The organism is Achromobacter sp. CSND-B12 (genome assembly GCF_052906545.1).
On the sequence record NZ_JBREGJ010000001.1, the window covers coordinates 1,834,168 to 1,849,805 of the forward strand.

At 70.9% G+C, this 15,638-nt stretch carries 14 protein-coding genes; 7 read left to right on the forward strand and 7 right to left on the reverse strand.

Features of this window, described 5'->3' with window-relative positions; translation table 11 throughout:
• Nucleotides 1-3 precede the first annotated feature (3 nt).
• From ACUTAG_RS08560 to ACUTAG_RS08585, 6 genes are all read left to right on the forward strand, one after another.
• On the forward strand, nucleotides 4-1,539 hold the full coding sequence (locus ACUTAG_RS08560) for a PepSY domain-containing protein (protein WP_020926611.1): 1,536 nt from the start codon (nucleotides 4-6) through the stop codon (nucleotides 1,537-1,539).
• Nucleotides 1,540-1,616: 77 nt separating this feature from the next.
• A complete protein-coding gene (gene arsC / locus ACUTAG_RS08565) occupies nucleotides 1,617-2,045 on the forward strand; it encodes an arsenate reductase (glutaredoxin) (RefSeq protein WP_006386125.1) in 429 nt (142 codons plus the stop codon).
• 107 nt (nucleotides 2,046-2,152) lie between these two features.
• The gene (locus ACUTAG_RS08570) at nucleotides 2,153-2,836 is read left to right on the forward strand and encodes a response regulator transcription factor (protein WP_026382335.1); all 684 of its coding nucleotides are present in this window, start codon (nucleotides 2,153-2,155) and stop codon (nucleotides 2,834-2,836) included.
• The gene (locus ACUTAG_RS08575) at nucleotides 2,746-4,707 is read left to right on the forward strand and encodes a sensor histidine kinase (protein WP_242610404.1); all 1,962 of its coding nucleotides are present in this window, start codon (nucleotides 2,746-2,748) and stop codon (nucleotides 4,705-4,707) included. Before ACUTAG_RS08570 ends, ACUTAG_RS08575 begins: the two co-directional genes overlap by 91 nt.
• 153 nt (nucleotides 4,708-4,860) lie before the next feature.
• The gene (locus tag ACUTAG_RS08580) at nucleotides 4,861-5,295 is read left to right on the forward strand and encodes a hypothetical protein (RefSeq protein WP_054439701.1); all 435 of its coding nucleotides are present in this window, start codon (nucleotides 4,861-4,863) and stop codon (nucleotides 5,293-5,295) included.
• Nucleotides 5,296-5,387: 92 nt separating this feature from the next.
• Nucleotides 5,388-5,993 (forward strand): phosphatase PAP2 family protein, encoded by a 606-nt coding sequence (locus tag ACUTAG_RS08585; RefSeq protein ID WP_020926607.1) that lies wholly within the window; start codon nucleotides 5,388-5,390, stop codon nucleotides 5,991-5,993.
• A gap of 62 nt (nucleotides 5,994-6,055) precedes the next feature.
• Here the strand turns inward: ACUTAG_RS08585 and ogt are convergent, their stop codons facing one another.
• Complete coding sequence (gene ogt / locus ACUTAG_RS08590) at nucleotides 6,056-6,607, reverse strand: methylated-DNA--[protein]-cysteine S-methyltransferase (RefSeq protein WP_173010454.1); 552 nt, start codon at nucleotides 6,605-6,607, stop codon at nucleotides 6,056-6,058.
• 145 nt (nucleotides 6,608-6,752) lie between these two features.
• Here ogt and ACUTAG_RS08595 point away from each other — a divergent pair, with 145 nt between their 5' ends.
• Entirely contained in the window at nucleotides 6,753-8,201 is a 1,449-nt protein-coding gene (locus ACUTAG_RS08595) for an AlkA N-terminal domain-containing protein (protein WP_148317476.1), read from the forward strand.
• A 460-nt stretch (nucleotides 8,202-8,661) separates the two neighbouring features.
• On the opposite strand, the gene ACUTAG_RS08600 is transcribed toward ACUTAG_RS08595, so the two are convergent.
• From ACUTAG_RS08600 to ACUTAG_RS08625, 6 genes are all read right to left on the reverse strand, one after another.
• Complete coding sequence (locus ACUTAG_RS08600) at nucleotides 8,662-9,144, reverse strand: YajQ family cyclic di-GMP-binding protein (RefSeq protein ID WP_006386723.1); 483 nt, start codon at nucleotides 9,142-9,144, stop codon at nucleotides 8,662-8,664.
• Between the two features lie 80 nt (nucleotides 9,145-9,224).
• Nucleotides 9,225-10,013, reverse strand: a complete 789-nt coding sequence (locus tag ACUTAG_RS08605) for a heme ABC transporter ATP-binding protein (protein WP_026384620.1) — start codon at nucleotides 10,011-10,013, stop codon at nucleotides 9,225-9,227.
• The gene (locus ACUTAG_RS08610) at nucleotides 10,010-11,008 is read right to left on the reverse strand and encodes a FecCD family ABC transporter permease (protein ID WP_054439707.1); all 999 of its coding nucleotides are present in this window, start codon (nucleotides 11,006-11,008) and stop codon (nucleotides 10,010-10,012) included. Before ACUTAG_RS08610 ends, ACUTAG_RS08605 begins: the two co-directional genes overlap by 4 nt.
• Complete coding sequence (locus ACUTAG_RS08615) at nucleotides 10,992-11,825, reverse strand: heme/hemin ABC transporter substrate-binding protein (protein WP_148316975.1); 834 nt, start codon at nucleotides 11,823-11,825, stop codon at nucleotides 10,992-10,994. The genes ACUTAG_RS08610 and ACUTAG_RS08615 overlap by 17 nt, the downstream gene beginning before the upstream one ends.
• Nucleotides 11,826-11,835: 10 nt before the next feature.
• Nucleotides 11,836-12,882: a hemin-degrading factor gene (locus ACUTAG_RS08620; protein ID WP_148317479.1), complete on the reverse strand. Its 1,047-nt coding sequence runs from the start codon at nucleotides 12,880-12,882 to the stop codon at nucleotides 11,836-11,838.
• Nucleotides 12,883-12,959: 77 nt separating this feature from the next.
• On the reverse strand, nucleotides 12,960-15,575 hold the full coding sequence (locus ACUTAG_RS08625) for a TonB-dependent receptor (protein WP_392388244.1): 2,616 nt from the start codon (nucleotides 15,573-15,575) through the stop codon (nucleotides 12,960-12,962).
• Between the last annotated feature and the right edge of the window lie 63 nt (nucleotides 15,576-15,638).

Below are 15,638 nucleotides of genomic sequence, written 5' to 3' on the forward strand. Positions count from 1 at the left end.
ATCATGAGCGCAATCCCCTCTCCCCGCCGCCGGCCCGCGCCCGTGCCGTGGTCCACCCGCGCCAAGCGCTGGCTGTACCTCACGCACCGCTGGGCCGGCATCGTGCTGTGCCTGTTCTTCGCCATGTGGTTCATCTCGGGCGTGGTGATGATGTACGTGGGCTACCCCAAGCTCACCCCGCTCGAACGCATGACGCACGTCGCGCCGCTCGATCCGGCGCGCGTTGCCGCCACGCCGGCGCAGGCCTTGGCCGCCGCCGGCGCCAGCGACATGACGGGCCTGGGCCTGGCCGCGCTGCGCGGCGGCGCGCCGGTCTACCTGGTGCCGATGGGCCGCGGCCGCGCGCCCAAGGTGGTGGATGCCGCCAGCGGCGCGCTGCTGCCGCGCGCCGACGCCGCGGTCGCCAGCGCCAGCGCCATGGCCTGGTTCGACGGCAAGTACGCCGCGCACTACCAGGGCGAGGTGGACGAGGACGTCTACACCCATTCCGGCGCGCTCGACCCGCACCGGCCCCTGCACCGCATCGACATGGACGATCCGGCGCGCACGCGGCTGTACGTCTCGTCCGCCACCGGCGAGGTGGTGCTGGACGCCACCCGCCGCGAACGGCTGTGGAACTACGCGGGCGCCTGGATCCACTGGCTGTATCCGTTCCGCGGCAACGCCTTCGATCCGTGGTGGCACGACATCGTCGTCTGGCTGTCGGTGGCCGGCGTGGCCCTGGCGCTGACCGGCACGGTGGTCGGCATCCTGCGCTGGCGCTTCTCTCGCCCCTACGCCAGCGGCAGCCGTTCGCCCTACCGCGAGAACATGATGCGCTGGCATCACCTGGCGGGCCTGCTGTTCGCCGGCATCACCATCACCTGGATCTTCAGCGGATTGATGTCGATGAATCCGTGGAAGCTGTTCAGCAGCGGCGCGCCGCCCTTGGCGCAACAGGCCTACGCCGGCGGCCCCTATGCCGCCGACGCGCCGCAGGCGCCGCCCGCCGCGCTGATCCGCGCCCTGCCGGCGGCGCCGCGCGAACTGCGCTGGCAACGCGTGGACGGCCAGGACCTGGTGCTGGCCCGCAGCGGCCCGGGCGCGCCGCAGCTGCTGGCGGCCGCCGACGCCCGCCCCGTCACGCTCGACCCCGCCGCCCTGCGCGCCGCCGCCGCCCGCCTGGTGCCCGGCGCGGCCCTGGCCGACGTGCAGGTGCTGGACCGCTACGATTTTTATTACTACGGCCGCGACGAACACGCCATGCTCGGCCACATCGAGAAGCCGCTGCCGGCGTGGCGCCTGGTGTTTGACGACCCGCAGGCCAGCTGGGTCTACCTGGATCCGCGCACCGGCCAGGTGCTGGGCCGGCAGGACCGCGGCAACCGCGCCAGCCGCTGGTTGTTCGCCTTCCTGCACAGCTGGGACTGGACCGGCCTGCTGGCGCGCCGGCCGCTGTGGGACATCCTGCTGGTGTTCCTCAGCCTGGGCGGCGCGGCGCTGAGCCTGACCGGCGTGGTGATCGGCTGGCGCCGGCTGGGCCGCAAGCTGCGCGCCTGACGCCGCCATGGCCGCGGGGATGGGGCTGGAATGCACTATGCTCCCTCCTTGTCCCCGCAATACCGCAAGGAAAGCCCATGTCCGACGTCACCATCTACCACAACCCCAAGTGCGGCACTTCGCGCAACACGCTGGCCATGATCCGCAACGCCGGCATCGAACCGCAGGTCGTCCTGTACCTGGAGACGCCGCCTTCGCGTGCACAGCTCAAGGCGCTGTTCAAGCGCGCCGGCATCACCGTGCGCGACGCGCTGCGCGAGAAGGGCACGCCCTACGCCGAACTCGGCCTGGATGACACCACGCTGAGCGACGAGGCCCTGCTGGACGCCATCGAGGCCCACCCCATCCTGCTGAACCGCCCCTTCGTCAGCACGCCACTGGGCGCGCGCCTGTGCCGCCCGTCCGAACTGGTGCTGGACATCCTGCCCGCGCCGCAGCAAGGCGCCTTCACCAAGGAAGACGGCGAAGCGGTGATCGACGCGCAGGGCAAGCGCATCGCCAAGTGAGCGCGCCGCCGCAGGCCCCATCCCCAGTTTCAGGGATAGCCAAGCCGGCAGCCGGCCAGCAAAATGGCATGCGGGCGAATTTGCCCGCGGCTTCCCTGCCCGCCGCCATGACCGATCTGCCCCCCGCCCCCGCGCTTGTCCTGCCCGCCCCGGTCCTGGTGGTGGAAGACGAACCGCTGGTCTGCCGCCGGCTGGAACGGCTGCTGGGGCAATTGGGCTACCCGGCTGATGCGCTGCTGTTCGCGGCCTCGCTGGCCGAGGCGCGGCGCCGCGCCGCCGACGAATCGGTCGCGCTGGCGCTGGTCGACCTGGGCCTGCCCGACGGCAATGGCATCGACCTGATCGCCGAACTGCGCGCCGCCGATCCGGCGCTGGCGATCCTGGTCATCTCGGCCTGGAGCACCGAAGACGCCATCCTGGCCGCGCTGCGCGCCGGCGCCACCGGCTACGTGCTCAAGGAACGCGACGACCTGGAAGTGCTGCTGTCGCTGCGCAGCGTGCTGCGCGGCGGCGCGCCCATCGATCCGTTCGTCGCCCGCCGCATCATCGAGGAAATGCGTCCCGCGCCCTCCCTGCCCGCCACGGCCGACGCGGGCGAAACGCTCAGCCCGCGCGAAGGCCAGATCCTGCGCCTGGTGGCCGAGGGCCTGGGCAACCGCGAGATCGCCGAGCAACTGCACCTGTCGCGCTACACCGTCGAATGCCACATCAAGCACATCTACCGCAAGCTCGCCGTCTCCTCGCGCACCCGCGCGATCCACACGGCGCGCTCGCGCGGCTTGCTCGACTGACGTGGCTGGCGCTGCTGGCCTGGCTGGCGCTGCTGGCCGCGCCGGCCCTGGCCCAGAGTTTTCCCGCGGACTGCGTGGCGCAGGTGACCGGGGTGCGCGCGGCCCTGGCCGGCCCCGGCGGCGAACGCCCCGCGGACGGCGCCGCCTGGCGGTCGGTCGCGCTGCCGGACAACTGGGAAAGCCGCTGGCCCGGCCATACCGGTTTCGTCTGGTACCGCATCGACTGGCGCCATGGCTGCGGCGGCAAGCCGGCCAGCCAGGCCGCGCTGGCGGTCGAATCCATCGTCATGGCCGGCGAGATCTACCTGAACGACGACCTGCTGTGGCGCGACGCCAGCCAGGTCGAACCCCTGTCGCGCAGCTGGAACATGCCGCGCTACTGGCGCCTGCCCGAATCGTCGGTGCGCGACGGCGCCAACACCGTCTGGATACGCGTGGCCGGCGTGGCCGGCCAGACCCCTGGCCTCGGCCCGGTCCACCTGGGCGAGCCGCAAGCGCTGGCGCGCGAACACGACTTGCGCTGGTGGCGCAACCGCACGCTGTTCCTGGTCAACCTGGTGATCTCGGCCACCCTGGGCGCGCTGTTCTTCCTCCTGTGGGTCATGCAGCCGCGGCAGTCGAGCCACGGCTGGTACGCCCTGACCGCGCTGTTCTGGGTGCTGTTCTGCGCCAACGTGCTGGCGCTCAGCCCCTGGCCGTTCGGCACCACGCTGATGGCGGCGCGCGCCAATACGGTCGCGCTGACCCTGCACATCGCCTGCTTTTGCCTGTTCACCTGGCGCTTCGGCGGGCAATCCTGGCCGCGCCTGGAGAAAGCGCTATGGGTCGCCGTCGCCGCGATGCTGGCCGCCGCCATCGGCGTGCCCGATGCGGCCGTGGCGGCCATGCAGCGCACCATCGTGCTGACGGTGGCGGCGCTGTTCTTCCTGAACTGCCTGCAATGCACCGTCCACGCCGTGCGCAGCCGCGATCGCGAGCAGATGCTGCTTGCCGCCTGCCTGGTGATCTTCCTGGGCGCCGCCCTGCACGACCTGCTGCTGATCCTCAAGCTCATCGACGGCGGCCGTTCCTACATTCCCTACACCAGCATGGCGGTGCTGGTCGGCATGTCGGCCGTGCTGGGCCTGCGCCACGCGCGCGGCGTGCGGCGCATCGAGCGCTTCAACCAGGAACTGGAAATCTCGGTCGAACGCGCGCGCGCCGAACTGGCCACCACGCTGGCGCGCGAACATGAACTGGCGCTGGCCAACAGCCGGCTGCAGGACCGCCTGGAAATCGCCCGCGACCTGCACGACGGCCTGGGCGGCTCGCTGGTGCGCATGACGGCGGCGGTCGAACAGGCCGGCGAGCCGCTGCGGAACCGGCAGGTGCTGTCCATGCTGAACCTGCTGCGCAATGACCTGCGGCAGACCATCGACAACGGCGCCAGCGCCGACATGACGCCGCCCGCCACGCCGCGCGCCTGGATCGCGCCGCTGCGCCACCGCTACACCCAGCTGTTCGACGAACTGGACCTGGCGGTGCGCTGGGAGGTTCCGCAAGCCTGGAACGGCGCGCCCTCCGCGCTGCAGTGCCTGGCGCTGACGCGGCTGATCGAAGAGGCGCTGACCAATGTGGTCAAGCACAGCCGCGCCAAGCGCGTTGGCGTGGCGCTGCGCCAGCCCGCGCCCGGCGAACTGCTGCTGGAGATTGAGGACGACGGCGTCGGCTTCGACGTGGACGCCGTGCGCGCCGCCAATCTGAGCGTCGGCGTGCGCAGCATGGCCACCCGCATCGCCCGGGTCGGCGGCACGCTGGACATCACCTCGGCGCCAGGCCGCACGCGGCTGCTCGCCCGCCTGGCGCTGCCGCCAGCGACCGCGATTACCTGATTTCAGGGATACCCAAGGCCGCCCGGGGCCGATCTAATGCAGGGTTGCCCGGCGTGCCACGGAGCGCGCCGGCCCACTCCCCTGTAGATCGCCATGCCCACGCCTACGCCGCCGCGCCCACCGGATATCCCACCAGAGCGCCACCGCGCGCCAATGCTGCGGGACCTGGCCGGCCTCCACGCGGAACCCCTGGCGCGCGCCTTGCGGGAACATCTTGCCACGGGCGTGCCCGGCGGCGGCCACGCGTTCGACGCGGCGGCGGCCCTGTGGCGCGCGCGCGGTCGGCGCGCGTTCGCGGCCTGGCTCTGCGGCGTCGCGCTGGGCCTGCTGCGCGATACGGCCGGCGCCCTTGCCCCGGCCGGGTCCCTGCCCGCCCCCGCCCCTGCCGCGGCCACAGCCACAACCGGCATGGACACCCCCCGCGCGCCGCATCCCTGCCTGGCCGCCGCCCTGGCGCGCGCCGTGCCAGTGGAGTTGGCGCGACCGCTGCTGCGGCTGGCACGGTCCAGACTGGATGCGCCGGCCTGCATGCTCTTTCTGTGCAAGCCGGTGAATGCCACGGAAAACGACATTCGCATCCAGAAGTAAATCCGCGGATCCAGGCGCATTTTGCAAGGGAATTGACGGCAAACCCGACTACCATCGCGCCAGTCGAGAATATTTCATCAAAATGACGCGTCATGGATTTCGTGGAACCTATCAATCAGTCCCTGTTTCTCCTGATCAACGCCGATCCGGCCAGCCCGGCCTGGCACATCCAGGCGGCCCTGTTCGTCGCCAACCGGCTGATCCTGCTGGTGCCGGCCGCGCTCGCGGGGCTGTGGCTGTGGGGCGGCCAGGCCCAGCGTGACGTCGCGCTCAAGGCGCTGGCCGGCATCGGCGCCGCGCTCTGCATCAGCTACCTGTGCGGCGCGCTGTGGCCGCATGCGCGGCCGTTCGTGCTGGGGCTGGGCCACGCGTTCTTCGCGCACAAGGCCACCGCGTCCTTTCCCAGCAACCACACCATCATCATCGCCACGCTGGCGTTCACGCTGATCTTCGACCGCCGCTGGGCCGGCTGGGGTTATGCCTTACTGTTGCTGGCGGCCGTGGTCGGCCTGTCGCGCGTCTACCTGGGCGTGCACTTTCCGCTGGACATCGCCGGCGGCCTGCTGCTGGCGCCCGTGGCCGCCGGGCTGGCCGTGCCGGTCTGGCGCCGCGTCGGCGAGCCGCTGACGGCCGTGCTGCAGGCCATCTACCGCAAGCTGCTGGCGCTGCCCATCGCGCGCGGCTGGATCCGCGCCTGACCGCCACACCGCGCGCCGCGCGCGTCGACGCGACGCGGGCATTCCTTGCCGGTGCGGCCGCCTCAGGCGGCCCGCGCCACCGGCGCGCCCCGAGCGGCGCGCCAGCGGCCTTCGTGTTCCAGCAGCCAGCGCTTGCGATGCAGCCCGCCGCCGTAGCCGGTCAGCGACGCATTGGCGCCGATCACCCGGTGGCAGGGCACCACGATGCCGATGGGGTTGGCGCCGTTGGCCATGCCCACCGCGCGCACCGCCGAAGCCCGGCCGATGCGCGTGGCCAGGGCGCCATAGCTGACGGTCTCACCCGCCGCGATCTCGCGCAACGCCCGCCACACACTGCGCTGGAAATCGGTGCCGCCGGACGCCACCTTCACCCGGTCGATCGCATCCACCTCGCCCTCGAAATAGGCCTGCAGCTGGCGGCTCGCGGCCGAGGCGCGCGCGGCATCGCGCAACTGCACCGCGCCCTTGCCATACTGGCGCCGCAGCAAGGCATGCATGCGGGGTTCGTAGTCGTGCCAGTCGACCGCGCGCAGGCATTCCTGCGCGTCGGTCAGGACCAGCATCTGCCCGAGGGGCGTGGCGACGCGTTCGAATTGGAAAGTCTGGACAGGCATGGCGGGCTCCGGCTTCGGCGTTAACGCGTCCAATATAGGCCGGACGCGGCGTCGGCGCTGGCGGATTCCGGACCTCACAGCAAGCCGGACAACAGTGTCCGAAAACCGCTAGATCCAGGCCGCTTCCGGCGCTAGCATGGATCGCATGAACCTCGACCACGACGCCTGCTACAGCGCCATCCGCGTGCGCGACGCCCGTTACGACGGCCGCTTCTTCACCGCCGTCAAGACCACGCGCATCTATTGCCGCCCGGTCTGCCCGGCGCGCACGCCGCTGTCGCGCAATGTCATCTTCTACCCGACGGCGGCCGCCGCCCAGGAAGCGGGTTTCCATCCCTGCCTGCGCTGCCGGCCCGAAACCGCGCCCGCCGCCGGCCGCGGCCGCGACCTGCCCGACGGCGTCGCGCGCGCCCTCGGCCTGATCGAACTCGGCGCGCTCGACGACGCCGGCGTCGACGCCCTGGCCGCGCGCCTGGGCGTCGGTGAACGCCAGTTGCGGCGCCAGTTCCGCCAGCACCTGGGCGCTTCGCCCGTGGCCGTGGCGCAGACCCGGCGCGTGTTGCTGGCCAAGCAGCTGATCCACGAAACCCGCCTGCCCATGGCCGAGATCGCGTTTGCCGCCGGCTTCGGCAGCATCCGCCGCTTCAACGAGATCTTCCTGGCCCTGTTCGGCCGCGCCCCGGGCGAACTGCGGCGTTCCGGCAAGCCCGATGTCCCGGCCGGCCCGCAAGGCGAAATCAAGCTGCTGCTGCGCTACCGCCCGCCCTACGACTGGCCCGCCATGCTGGACTTCCTGCGCGTGCGCGCCATCCCCGGCATCGAACGGGTCACGGAGGACAGCTACACGCGCACCATCGGCCTGGACGGCGGCCAGGGCACCGTGCGGGTCGAACCCGGCCCGGGCAACGCGCTGCGAGCCACCGTCCGCTTCCCCCAGCTGCATGCCCTGCCCACCATCATCGCGCGCCTGCGCCGCGTCTTCGACCTGGCCAGCGACCCCGCCGCGCTCGCCGCGCAACTGGCCCACGACCCCGTCATGGCCGCCCTCACCGCCGCCCGTCCCGGCCTGCGCGTGCCCGGCGCCTGGGATGGCTTCGAACTCGCCCTGCGCGCCGTCCTCGGCCAGCAGATCACCGTCGGCGCCGCCATCAAGCTCGCCGGCAAACTCGTCGCCGCTTACGGCCAGCCCCTGGACCAGCCCGACGGCGACCTGACCCACCTGTTCCCGACGCCGGCCGCCGTCGCTCCCGCCGACCTCGCCCCGCTCGGCATGCCCCGCACGCGCGCCGCCACCCTCTCCGCCGTCGCCGCCGCGGCCCTGGCCGACCCCCGCCTGTTCGACACCGCCGACTGCCTCGACAACGCCGTCACCCGCCTGCGCGCCCTGCGCGGCGTCGGCGAATGGACCGCCCAATACATCGCCCTGCGCCAGCTACGCGAACCCGACGCCTTCCCCGCCTCCGACATCGGCCTGATCCGCGCCCTGGAAAGACTGGAAAACCGCGAATACACCCCCGCCCAGCTCCTGGCCCGCGCCGAAGCCTGGCGCCCCTGGCGCGCCTATGCGGCCCAGCACTTGTGGGCGGAATATTGAGGAAGTCGGATGGCGTTACGCAATTTGGGAAGACGCCAGCCCGTAATCAATGGCGTTCCACGGAGCCCGCAGAACGAGACCACGCCTATCCAGCAAAAAACACCTTCAGCGCGCCCCTCTCCACAAGCGCGCAGCGCACACCGTTCCGACGCAACAAATTGCGTATGCAAGAACCGGCCGCGCAGGGCGGCCGGTTCTTGCGGGCAACGCAAGCCTCTCCGCGCCCCCGTCCGACCTGACTGCGCCGCAAACCTAGACGCCGGTAGCCCGTTGCGCGGGGTGTCGGGGGGGTGGGCAACCTCGATGCGCCCGACGGAAACCGTAGGAAGCCGAAGGCGTACAAGGTTGAGGATGGGGCAGTCCGGAGCGAACGCTCCGGACCGCAATCGTGGGCGCCCGCCCCCCCGACACCCCGCGCGACGGGCGGCCTACGAACCCCACCCAGCCGCAAGCAAAACAGTCAGTCCCGAAAATTCTCGAACTGCAACGGCAAATCCACGTCAGTCTTCTTCAACAACGCAATCGCCGTCTGCAGATCATCCCGCTTCTTGCCGCTGATCCGCAGCTTGTCGCCGTTGATCTGGCTTTCGACCTTGAGCTTGGCGTTCTTGATCGCCGCGATCAGCTTCTTGGCCACCGGCTGCTCGATCCCCTGCTTCACCGTGATCTTCTGCCGCGCCCCGCCCAGGTTCTCCAGCGGATCCGCCACGTCCAGGCAGCGCACGTCGATCCCGCGCGCCGACAGCCGGCCGCGCAGGATGTCCAGCATCTGCTTGAGCTGGAACGCGCTCGACGCCACCTGCGTCACCACGAAGCCTTCCAGTTCGAACTTGGCATCCGTGCCCTTGAAATCGAAACGGGTGGCGAGCTCGCGGTTGGCCTGGTCGATGGCGTTGGTGAGTTCGTGTTTGTCGACTTCGGAGACGACGTCGAAAGTAGGCATGACACTGGGTCCTGTCGGTAGATGAAGAAAAGGCGGCCGCGGCCGCCGCGATTGCCCCATTTTACCGGGGCTCGCCCCCCTCAAGCCATCAGCACCAGCAACCGGTCCGGCTGCAACGGATGCGGCATCACCTGCGCCTGGATGCCGTACGCCAGATACAGGTTGGCTGGCGTCAGCACCTGCGCCGGCGTACCCTGCGCGATCGCCTGGCCGCCGCTCAGCAACAGCAGCCGGTCGCACCAGCGCGCCGCCAGGTTCATGTCGTGCAGGATCACCAGCACGCCGGTATTGCCTTCGTGCGCCAGTTGCGCCGCCCGTCGCATCAGGTCGGCCTGGTGCCTGGGATCGAGGCTGGCGGTCGGTTCGTCCAGCAGCAGGTAGCGGGCCTCGCCCGGGACGCGCGCCGCGCGGCATTGCACCAGCACCCGGGCGAATTGCACCCGCTGCTGCTCGCCGCCCGACAGCTGCGGATAGCGGCGGCCGTCCAGGTGGCTGACGTCGGCCCATTCCAGGGCCTGGCGCGCCAGGTCATCGACCTCGGCCGGCGACAGCTCCGGAAACGGATACGCGCCCATCGCCACCACCTCGCGCACGCCCAGGTCGAAGGTCAGCCCGGGCTTCTGCGGCAGCACCGCGCGCTTGCGCGCCTGCGCGCGCGGCGGCAGCGCGCGCAGCGGGCGGCCGTCCAGCGCCAGGCTGCCGCCATCGGCCTCCAGCTCGGCCGCCAATGCGCCCAGCAGAGTCGACTTGCCGGCGCCGTTGCTGCCCAGCAGGCCCACCACCTCGCCCGGACGGATCGCCAGCGAGACGCGGTCCAGGATGCGCTTGCCGTCGCGCGCCAGCGTCAGGTTCTCGGCGGCCAGCATCAACCGTGCCTCCGGCCGCGCGCCAGCAGCCACAGGAAGAAGGGACCGCCCACCAGCCCGGTCACCAGGCCGATCGGCAGTTCGGCCGGCACCACCACGATCCGCGCCAGCCAGTCCGCCAGCGTCATCACCAGCCCGCCGCCCAGCAGGCAGGCCGGCAGCAGCAGGCGGTGGTTGGCGCCCAGCGTCATGCGCGCCAGGTGCGGCACCACCAGGCCGACGAACACGATGGTGCCGCTGGCGGCCACCAGCGGCCCGACGATGAGGGTGCAGGCCAGCACCAGCCGGGCGCGCGCCTGCTTGAGCGAATAGCCCAGGTGCTGGGCCTCGCGCTCGCCCAGCAGCAGCGCGTTCATCACGCGCCATTGGCGCAGCAGCCAGCACGACAGCAGCAGCACCCATGGCCCCAGGAACGCCAGCAGCTTCCAGCTGGCGCCGGCCAGGCTGCCCATGTTCCAGAAGGTCAGGTCGCGCAGCTGCGCATCGGACGCCATGAACGTGAACAGCCCGATCAGGCTGAAGGCGATGGCCGTGATGGCCACCCCCGCCAGCAGCAGCCCGGCCACGCCCGGCACGCGCCGTCCCACCACATAGGCCGACAGCGTCGCGACCAGGCTGCCGATGAAGGCGCCCGGCGCGGTGTACCAGAAACCGCCGTGCGTCATGACGATGGCGATGACCGCGCCTAGCGAAGCGCCGGCGGAAATGCCGATCAGCCCCGGCTCGGCCAGCGGATTGCGGAACAGCGCCTGCAACGCCGCGCCGGAGATCGCCAGGCCCGCGCCCATCACCACCGCCAGCAATACCCGCGGCAGGCGGATGTCGATCAGCACATTGCGCCACAGCGCCTGTTCAGGCGTGGGCGCGCCCCACAACAGCGACGGCAGTTCACGCAGCGGGATCGGCACCGCGCCGCTGGCGCTGGCCGCCAGCACCGCCAGCACCAGCGCCGCGGCCAGCAGCGCCAGTGCCACCGGCGCCCTAGCGCGCCATGGCATGCGCCGCCTCCTGCTTGAGCTGGATCAGCGCCTGCGGCAGCCGTGGCCCCAGGCCGAGGATCAGCAGATCGTCCATGACGATGATGCGCTGTTTCGCCGCGGCTTGCGTCGCCGCGATGCCGGGCAGGCGCGCAAAGCCCTCCAGGCCGCCGCTGGCCTGCAGCGATTCACGCGTGACGATGATCAGGTCGGGCGCCAGCGCGCCGATGGCCTCGGGCGACAGCGGCTTGTAGCCCTGCTGTCCCGCCAGCACGTTGTCCAGGCCGGCCAGGCGCATGATTTCGGCCGCCGCGGTGCCGCGCCCCGCGCCCTGCGGCGCGCCGCTGCGGTTGATCAGCAGCAATGCCCGCGCGCGCGTTGCCGGCATGGCTTCGGCCTTGGCCAGTTCGCCTGTCACGTCCCGCACCATCTGTTCGCCGGCCGGCGCCACGTCGAGCGCGGCCGCCACGGCGCGGATGCGCGCCTTGAGCGAATCGACCGACGGCGCGTCCGGCACGCTCACCACCCGCACACCGACTTCGCCCAGGCGCTTGAGCGCGTCGGGCGGACCGGCCTGCTCCGACGCCAGCACCAGGTCTGGCTGGAGCGCCAGCACGCCTTCGACCGGCACGGCGCGGTAATAGCCGACCCGCCGCAGACGGGTCGCTGCCTCCGGATACAGGCTGGACTGGTCGTCGCCGACCAGCCGCTCGCCCTGCCCCAGGCCGTAAACGATTTCCGTCACGGTTCCGCCCAGGGTCACCACGCGCGCGGGCGGCGCCGCCTGCGCGGCCGCCACCAGCATCCATCCCGCCGCCACCGCCAGCCATTTCTTCATTGCATCATCCTCATGCGGCCAGCGGCACGCGGCACAGGCCCGACATCAATTCACGCCAACCCGTCAGTTCCGGCTTGCCCGGCTTGCGCTCGCCAAAGAACTGCGCGATCAGGTCGCCGCTGGACGAATACAGCTCCAGCGACGTCACCCAGCCATCGCTGGTGGGTTTGTTCACCACCCAGGCCGACGCGATGGCGCTGGTGTCCAGGTGCAGGTTGAAGGTCGGATCCAGCACGTTGAACCAGGGGCCGGTGCGGCGCAACTGGTGCACCGGGCCGGTGTGGATCTGGATCATGCCGCGGTTGCCCACGAAGCACATGATCGACAGGCCGCTGGCCGCCGCCGACTCCAGCATGCGTTCGACCGACTCCACCGGCACTGTCTGCGCCAGGTCCTCGCCGGCCGCGGCCAGCGCCGCCAGGCGCGACACCTTGAACTTGCGCAGCAGCGGGAAGAACTCGTGCGTGTCCTGCATGCCGAGCCAGGCCTGCCGCCACTGGGCGCTGTCCTCGACGCTCGGCGCGTCGGTGGCGGCGGCATAAGGCGCGGTGTCGGGCCAGCGCGAGGCGCCCGCGAACTTCGCCACCAGCGCGTCGTACGCGGCGGCATCGGTGGCCTCGGTGCGGTAGACCTTGTGCACCGCCACGCCCGCGCCGTCGAAGAACTGCAGGCTGTGGCGGCCGTCCTGCTCGACCGCCCAGGTGGAGGCCCAGCACGAGAAGAACACCCGCAGGTCGATGTCCGGCCCCAGCACCAGGCCGACCGGCCCGTCGGCCTGGATGTCGAGGTAGGCGCCATGGCGTTCGTGCACGCACCAGTCGTTGCGCGTCAGGGCCATCACCGGCCCCAGCGTGCCCAGTTCGCGGAAGATCTCCTGCGGCTGGCCATGCAGTTCGACTGCCTTGACACCGCCACAGCCGGCGGCGACCCATTCGGCCTCGGACACGCCGAGTTCCTGGGCCAGGTTGCGGGCGCGCAGGCCGGGCTGGGACGCCGCCAGCGCTTCGTTGCGGGCGCGCAGCTCGGCGGCGCGGGTGTCGAAATCGGGGTGCTTCACTTCGTTGCTCATTGCGGGCCCTCCGGCCGGAATGGAAAATCGGGACTGCCGCCGCTGACGCGCGGCGGCAGCGCGGGTCAGTATTGATACGTCAGTGAGACGCGCAGGCTGCGTCCCGGTTCGGTGTACCAGTCCACCGGCCGCGGCAGCGCCGTGGCGCCTGCGGTCGGCACGTTGATGGCTTCCCAGTACTTCTTGTCGAACAGGTTGAACACGCCGGCCTGCACCTGCAGGCCCTTCACCGAGGCCGGGCGCCAGTAGCCCATCAGGTCCACCACGCCATAGCCAGGCGCCTGGAAGTCACGGTTGGGCGCCTTGGCGGAAGCGTCCGGATACTCGACCTTGTTGCGACGCAGGGCCGTGGTCAGCATCGCGTCCACGCCCCATGCGTCGCGGCCATAGCCGACGCCCAGCACGGCCTTGAGCGGCGCCACCGAATTCAGGTACTGGCCGGTGCCCTCGTCCTTGCCCACGGCCCATGCCAGCGAGCCCCAGGTGCGCCAGCCCGGCGAGAATTTCCAGTGCGCGCTGGCCTCGGCGCCATAGATGCGCACCTTGGCGCGGTTGACGTTGCCGGTGATGCCCAGCGGATACTGCCCGGCCCAACCCGCCTGCCATTGCGGCGAACCGGCGTCCAGCGGCACGTTGCTGTCGATGAAGTTCCGGTAGCGGTTATCGAAGAACGATAACGCGCCCCCCAGCGAATCGGAACCCAGCTTGGCGCCCAGTTCCCAGCCCTTGCTGGTTTCCGGCTTCAGGTAGGGGTTGCCGACCCGCAGGTAGGTGCCCGGGCCGCCGTAGTTGGTGTAGAGCTGCGTCGCGCTGGGCGCCTTGAAGCCGTAGGCGTACTGCGCGTACAGGTTCAGTTCGTCCGCGGCCTTCCAGGTGGCCAGCAGCTTGGGCGAGAAGCGCCCGCCGCCATTGTCGGGCGGCAGCGCGCCGCCGTTGCGGTTGCTGGCGTAGCTTTCGGTGGACTTGGGCTTCTGCTCGTAATGGTCGTAGCGCAGCGCCGGCATGACCGTGTAGCGGCCGTCGGCGAAGCTGAATTCGTCGGAGGCCCACAAGGCCCACTGGCTGCCCTTGGACAGCGGCACGTCGGCCTGGTTGGTGTGCAGCATGTCGCAGGTGCGCGGACCCATCGGCGCGGGTGTGCCCGGTCGCACTACCGGGCAATTGTCGTAGCCGCTGGAATTCTGCTCGGTCTTGTTGCCGTACCATTCCCCGCCCACCGTCCAAAGCTGTGAAACGCTGTTGCCGGCCAGCCGCTTGGTCAGCTCGGCATTGGCGCCGAACATGGTCTGACGGATGGAGTTGTTGCGGCCATAGGCGCCACTGGGAAAACCGTAGCGGAATGGGTCGCCGGGAATGTTGCCCCGCGCGTCGCGGCTGCGCTGGCCATCCAGCGCGCTGTCGAGCTGCATGCGCTGCCAATACACCACCGCCGTGGCGCTGTCGATCCAGCCGCCCTCGCCCGGCGCCTTGTAGACATAGTCGAACGACACGCGCTCGCGCTCGGTTTCCTTTTTGGTGGTGTTCTCGCCGATCTGGTAGCTGGTGCCCGGGCCCTGCTCGAACATGCTGTCCTGGGTGGCGTTGCGCTTGAAGTACTCGCCGGTCAGGCCGAAACGATGTCCGCCATCCACGCGCTGTTGCAGCTTGAGCAGGAAACTGCGCTGGTCGTAGTCTTCGGGCGTCGGCTCGCTGCGGCGCGGGCCGTAGCCGCCGACGTCGCCACGGTTGTCGAGCGCGTGGCCGTTGCGCACGCCCGCCTGCACCAGCCAGAAGGTGTTGTCATGGATCTGCCCGGCCAGCGCGGCGTTGGCGCCCCAACTGCTGTCGGCGGTGTCGTAGTCGGTCTTGGCCAGCGCGCCGAAGGTCTTGCCGTCGGTCAGCAGGTCGGCCGGGCTGAGCGTGTACAGGTCGGCCAGTCCGGAAATGGCCCCCGAACCGCCCGAGCCGGCATCGGCGCCGCGCACGATATCCAGGCGCGACAGCGTATTGAAGTCCACCGCCTCCAGGCCGCCCTTGACGCCCCGGGCGCCGTCGTCGAGCCACGGCAGCCGGATGCCATCGACCCGCGTCAGCACGCGGTCCTGGTCGAGCCCGCGGATGTTGATGCTGTTGTTCTGGCGGTTGAAGGTCACGCCGGGTTCGGCGCGCTTGCCCAGGTCGCTCCAGTTCTTGATCTGCAGATCGTCCATGCGCTTGCGGTCGGTGCGCGTTTCCCATGCCGGCGCCGCCACCGCGCCTTCGCCCTGGACCGTGACCGGCGCGAGTTGCGCGACACCCGGCTGCGGCAAGGCCTGCAACACGAATACGCCGGGGCTGCGCTCGCGCGCGGCCAGGCCGCTGCCGGCCAGCAGGCGGGCAAAGCCGTCAGCCACGGTGTATTCCCCATTCAAGCCCGCGCCACGGCGCTGGCCCACCAGCGTCGCGTCGAACAGCACCGTGACGCCGGCATGGTCGGCAAAGCGCGCCAGGTTCTCGGCCAGCGGGCCGGCCGGGATGCGGTAGCTGCGCGCCTGCTGCGCCGGCGCGGCCTGCGCCTGCGCGGCGGCGGCCGGCCACAGCATGGCGGCCGGCGCGGCCAACGCGGTGGCAAGGCGCAACGCCAGGGTCAGGCGGGTCAGTCGGCATGGGGCCTCTCGGTTGATGGGATAGCCGCGCACGCGGCTGGCGGGGAAATGAGCCATGGTCGTCCTTTCGATCCAACGGGTATCGGCATTCGTGTGCCTCTACTGACCATGACCCTCGAC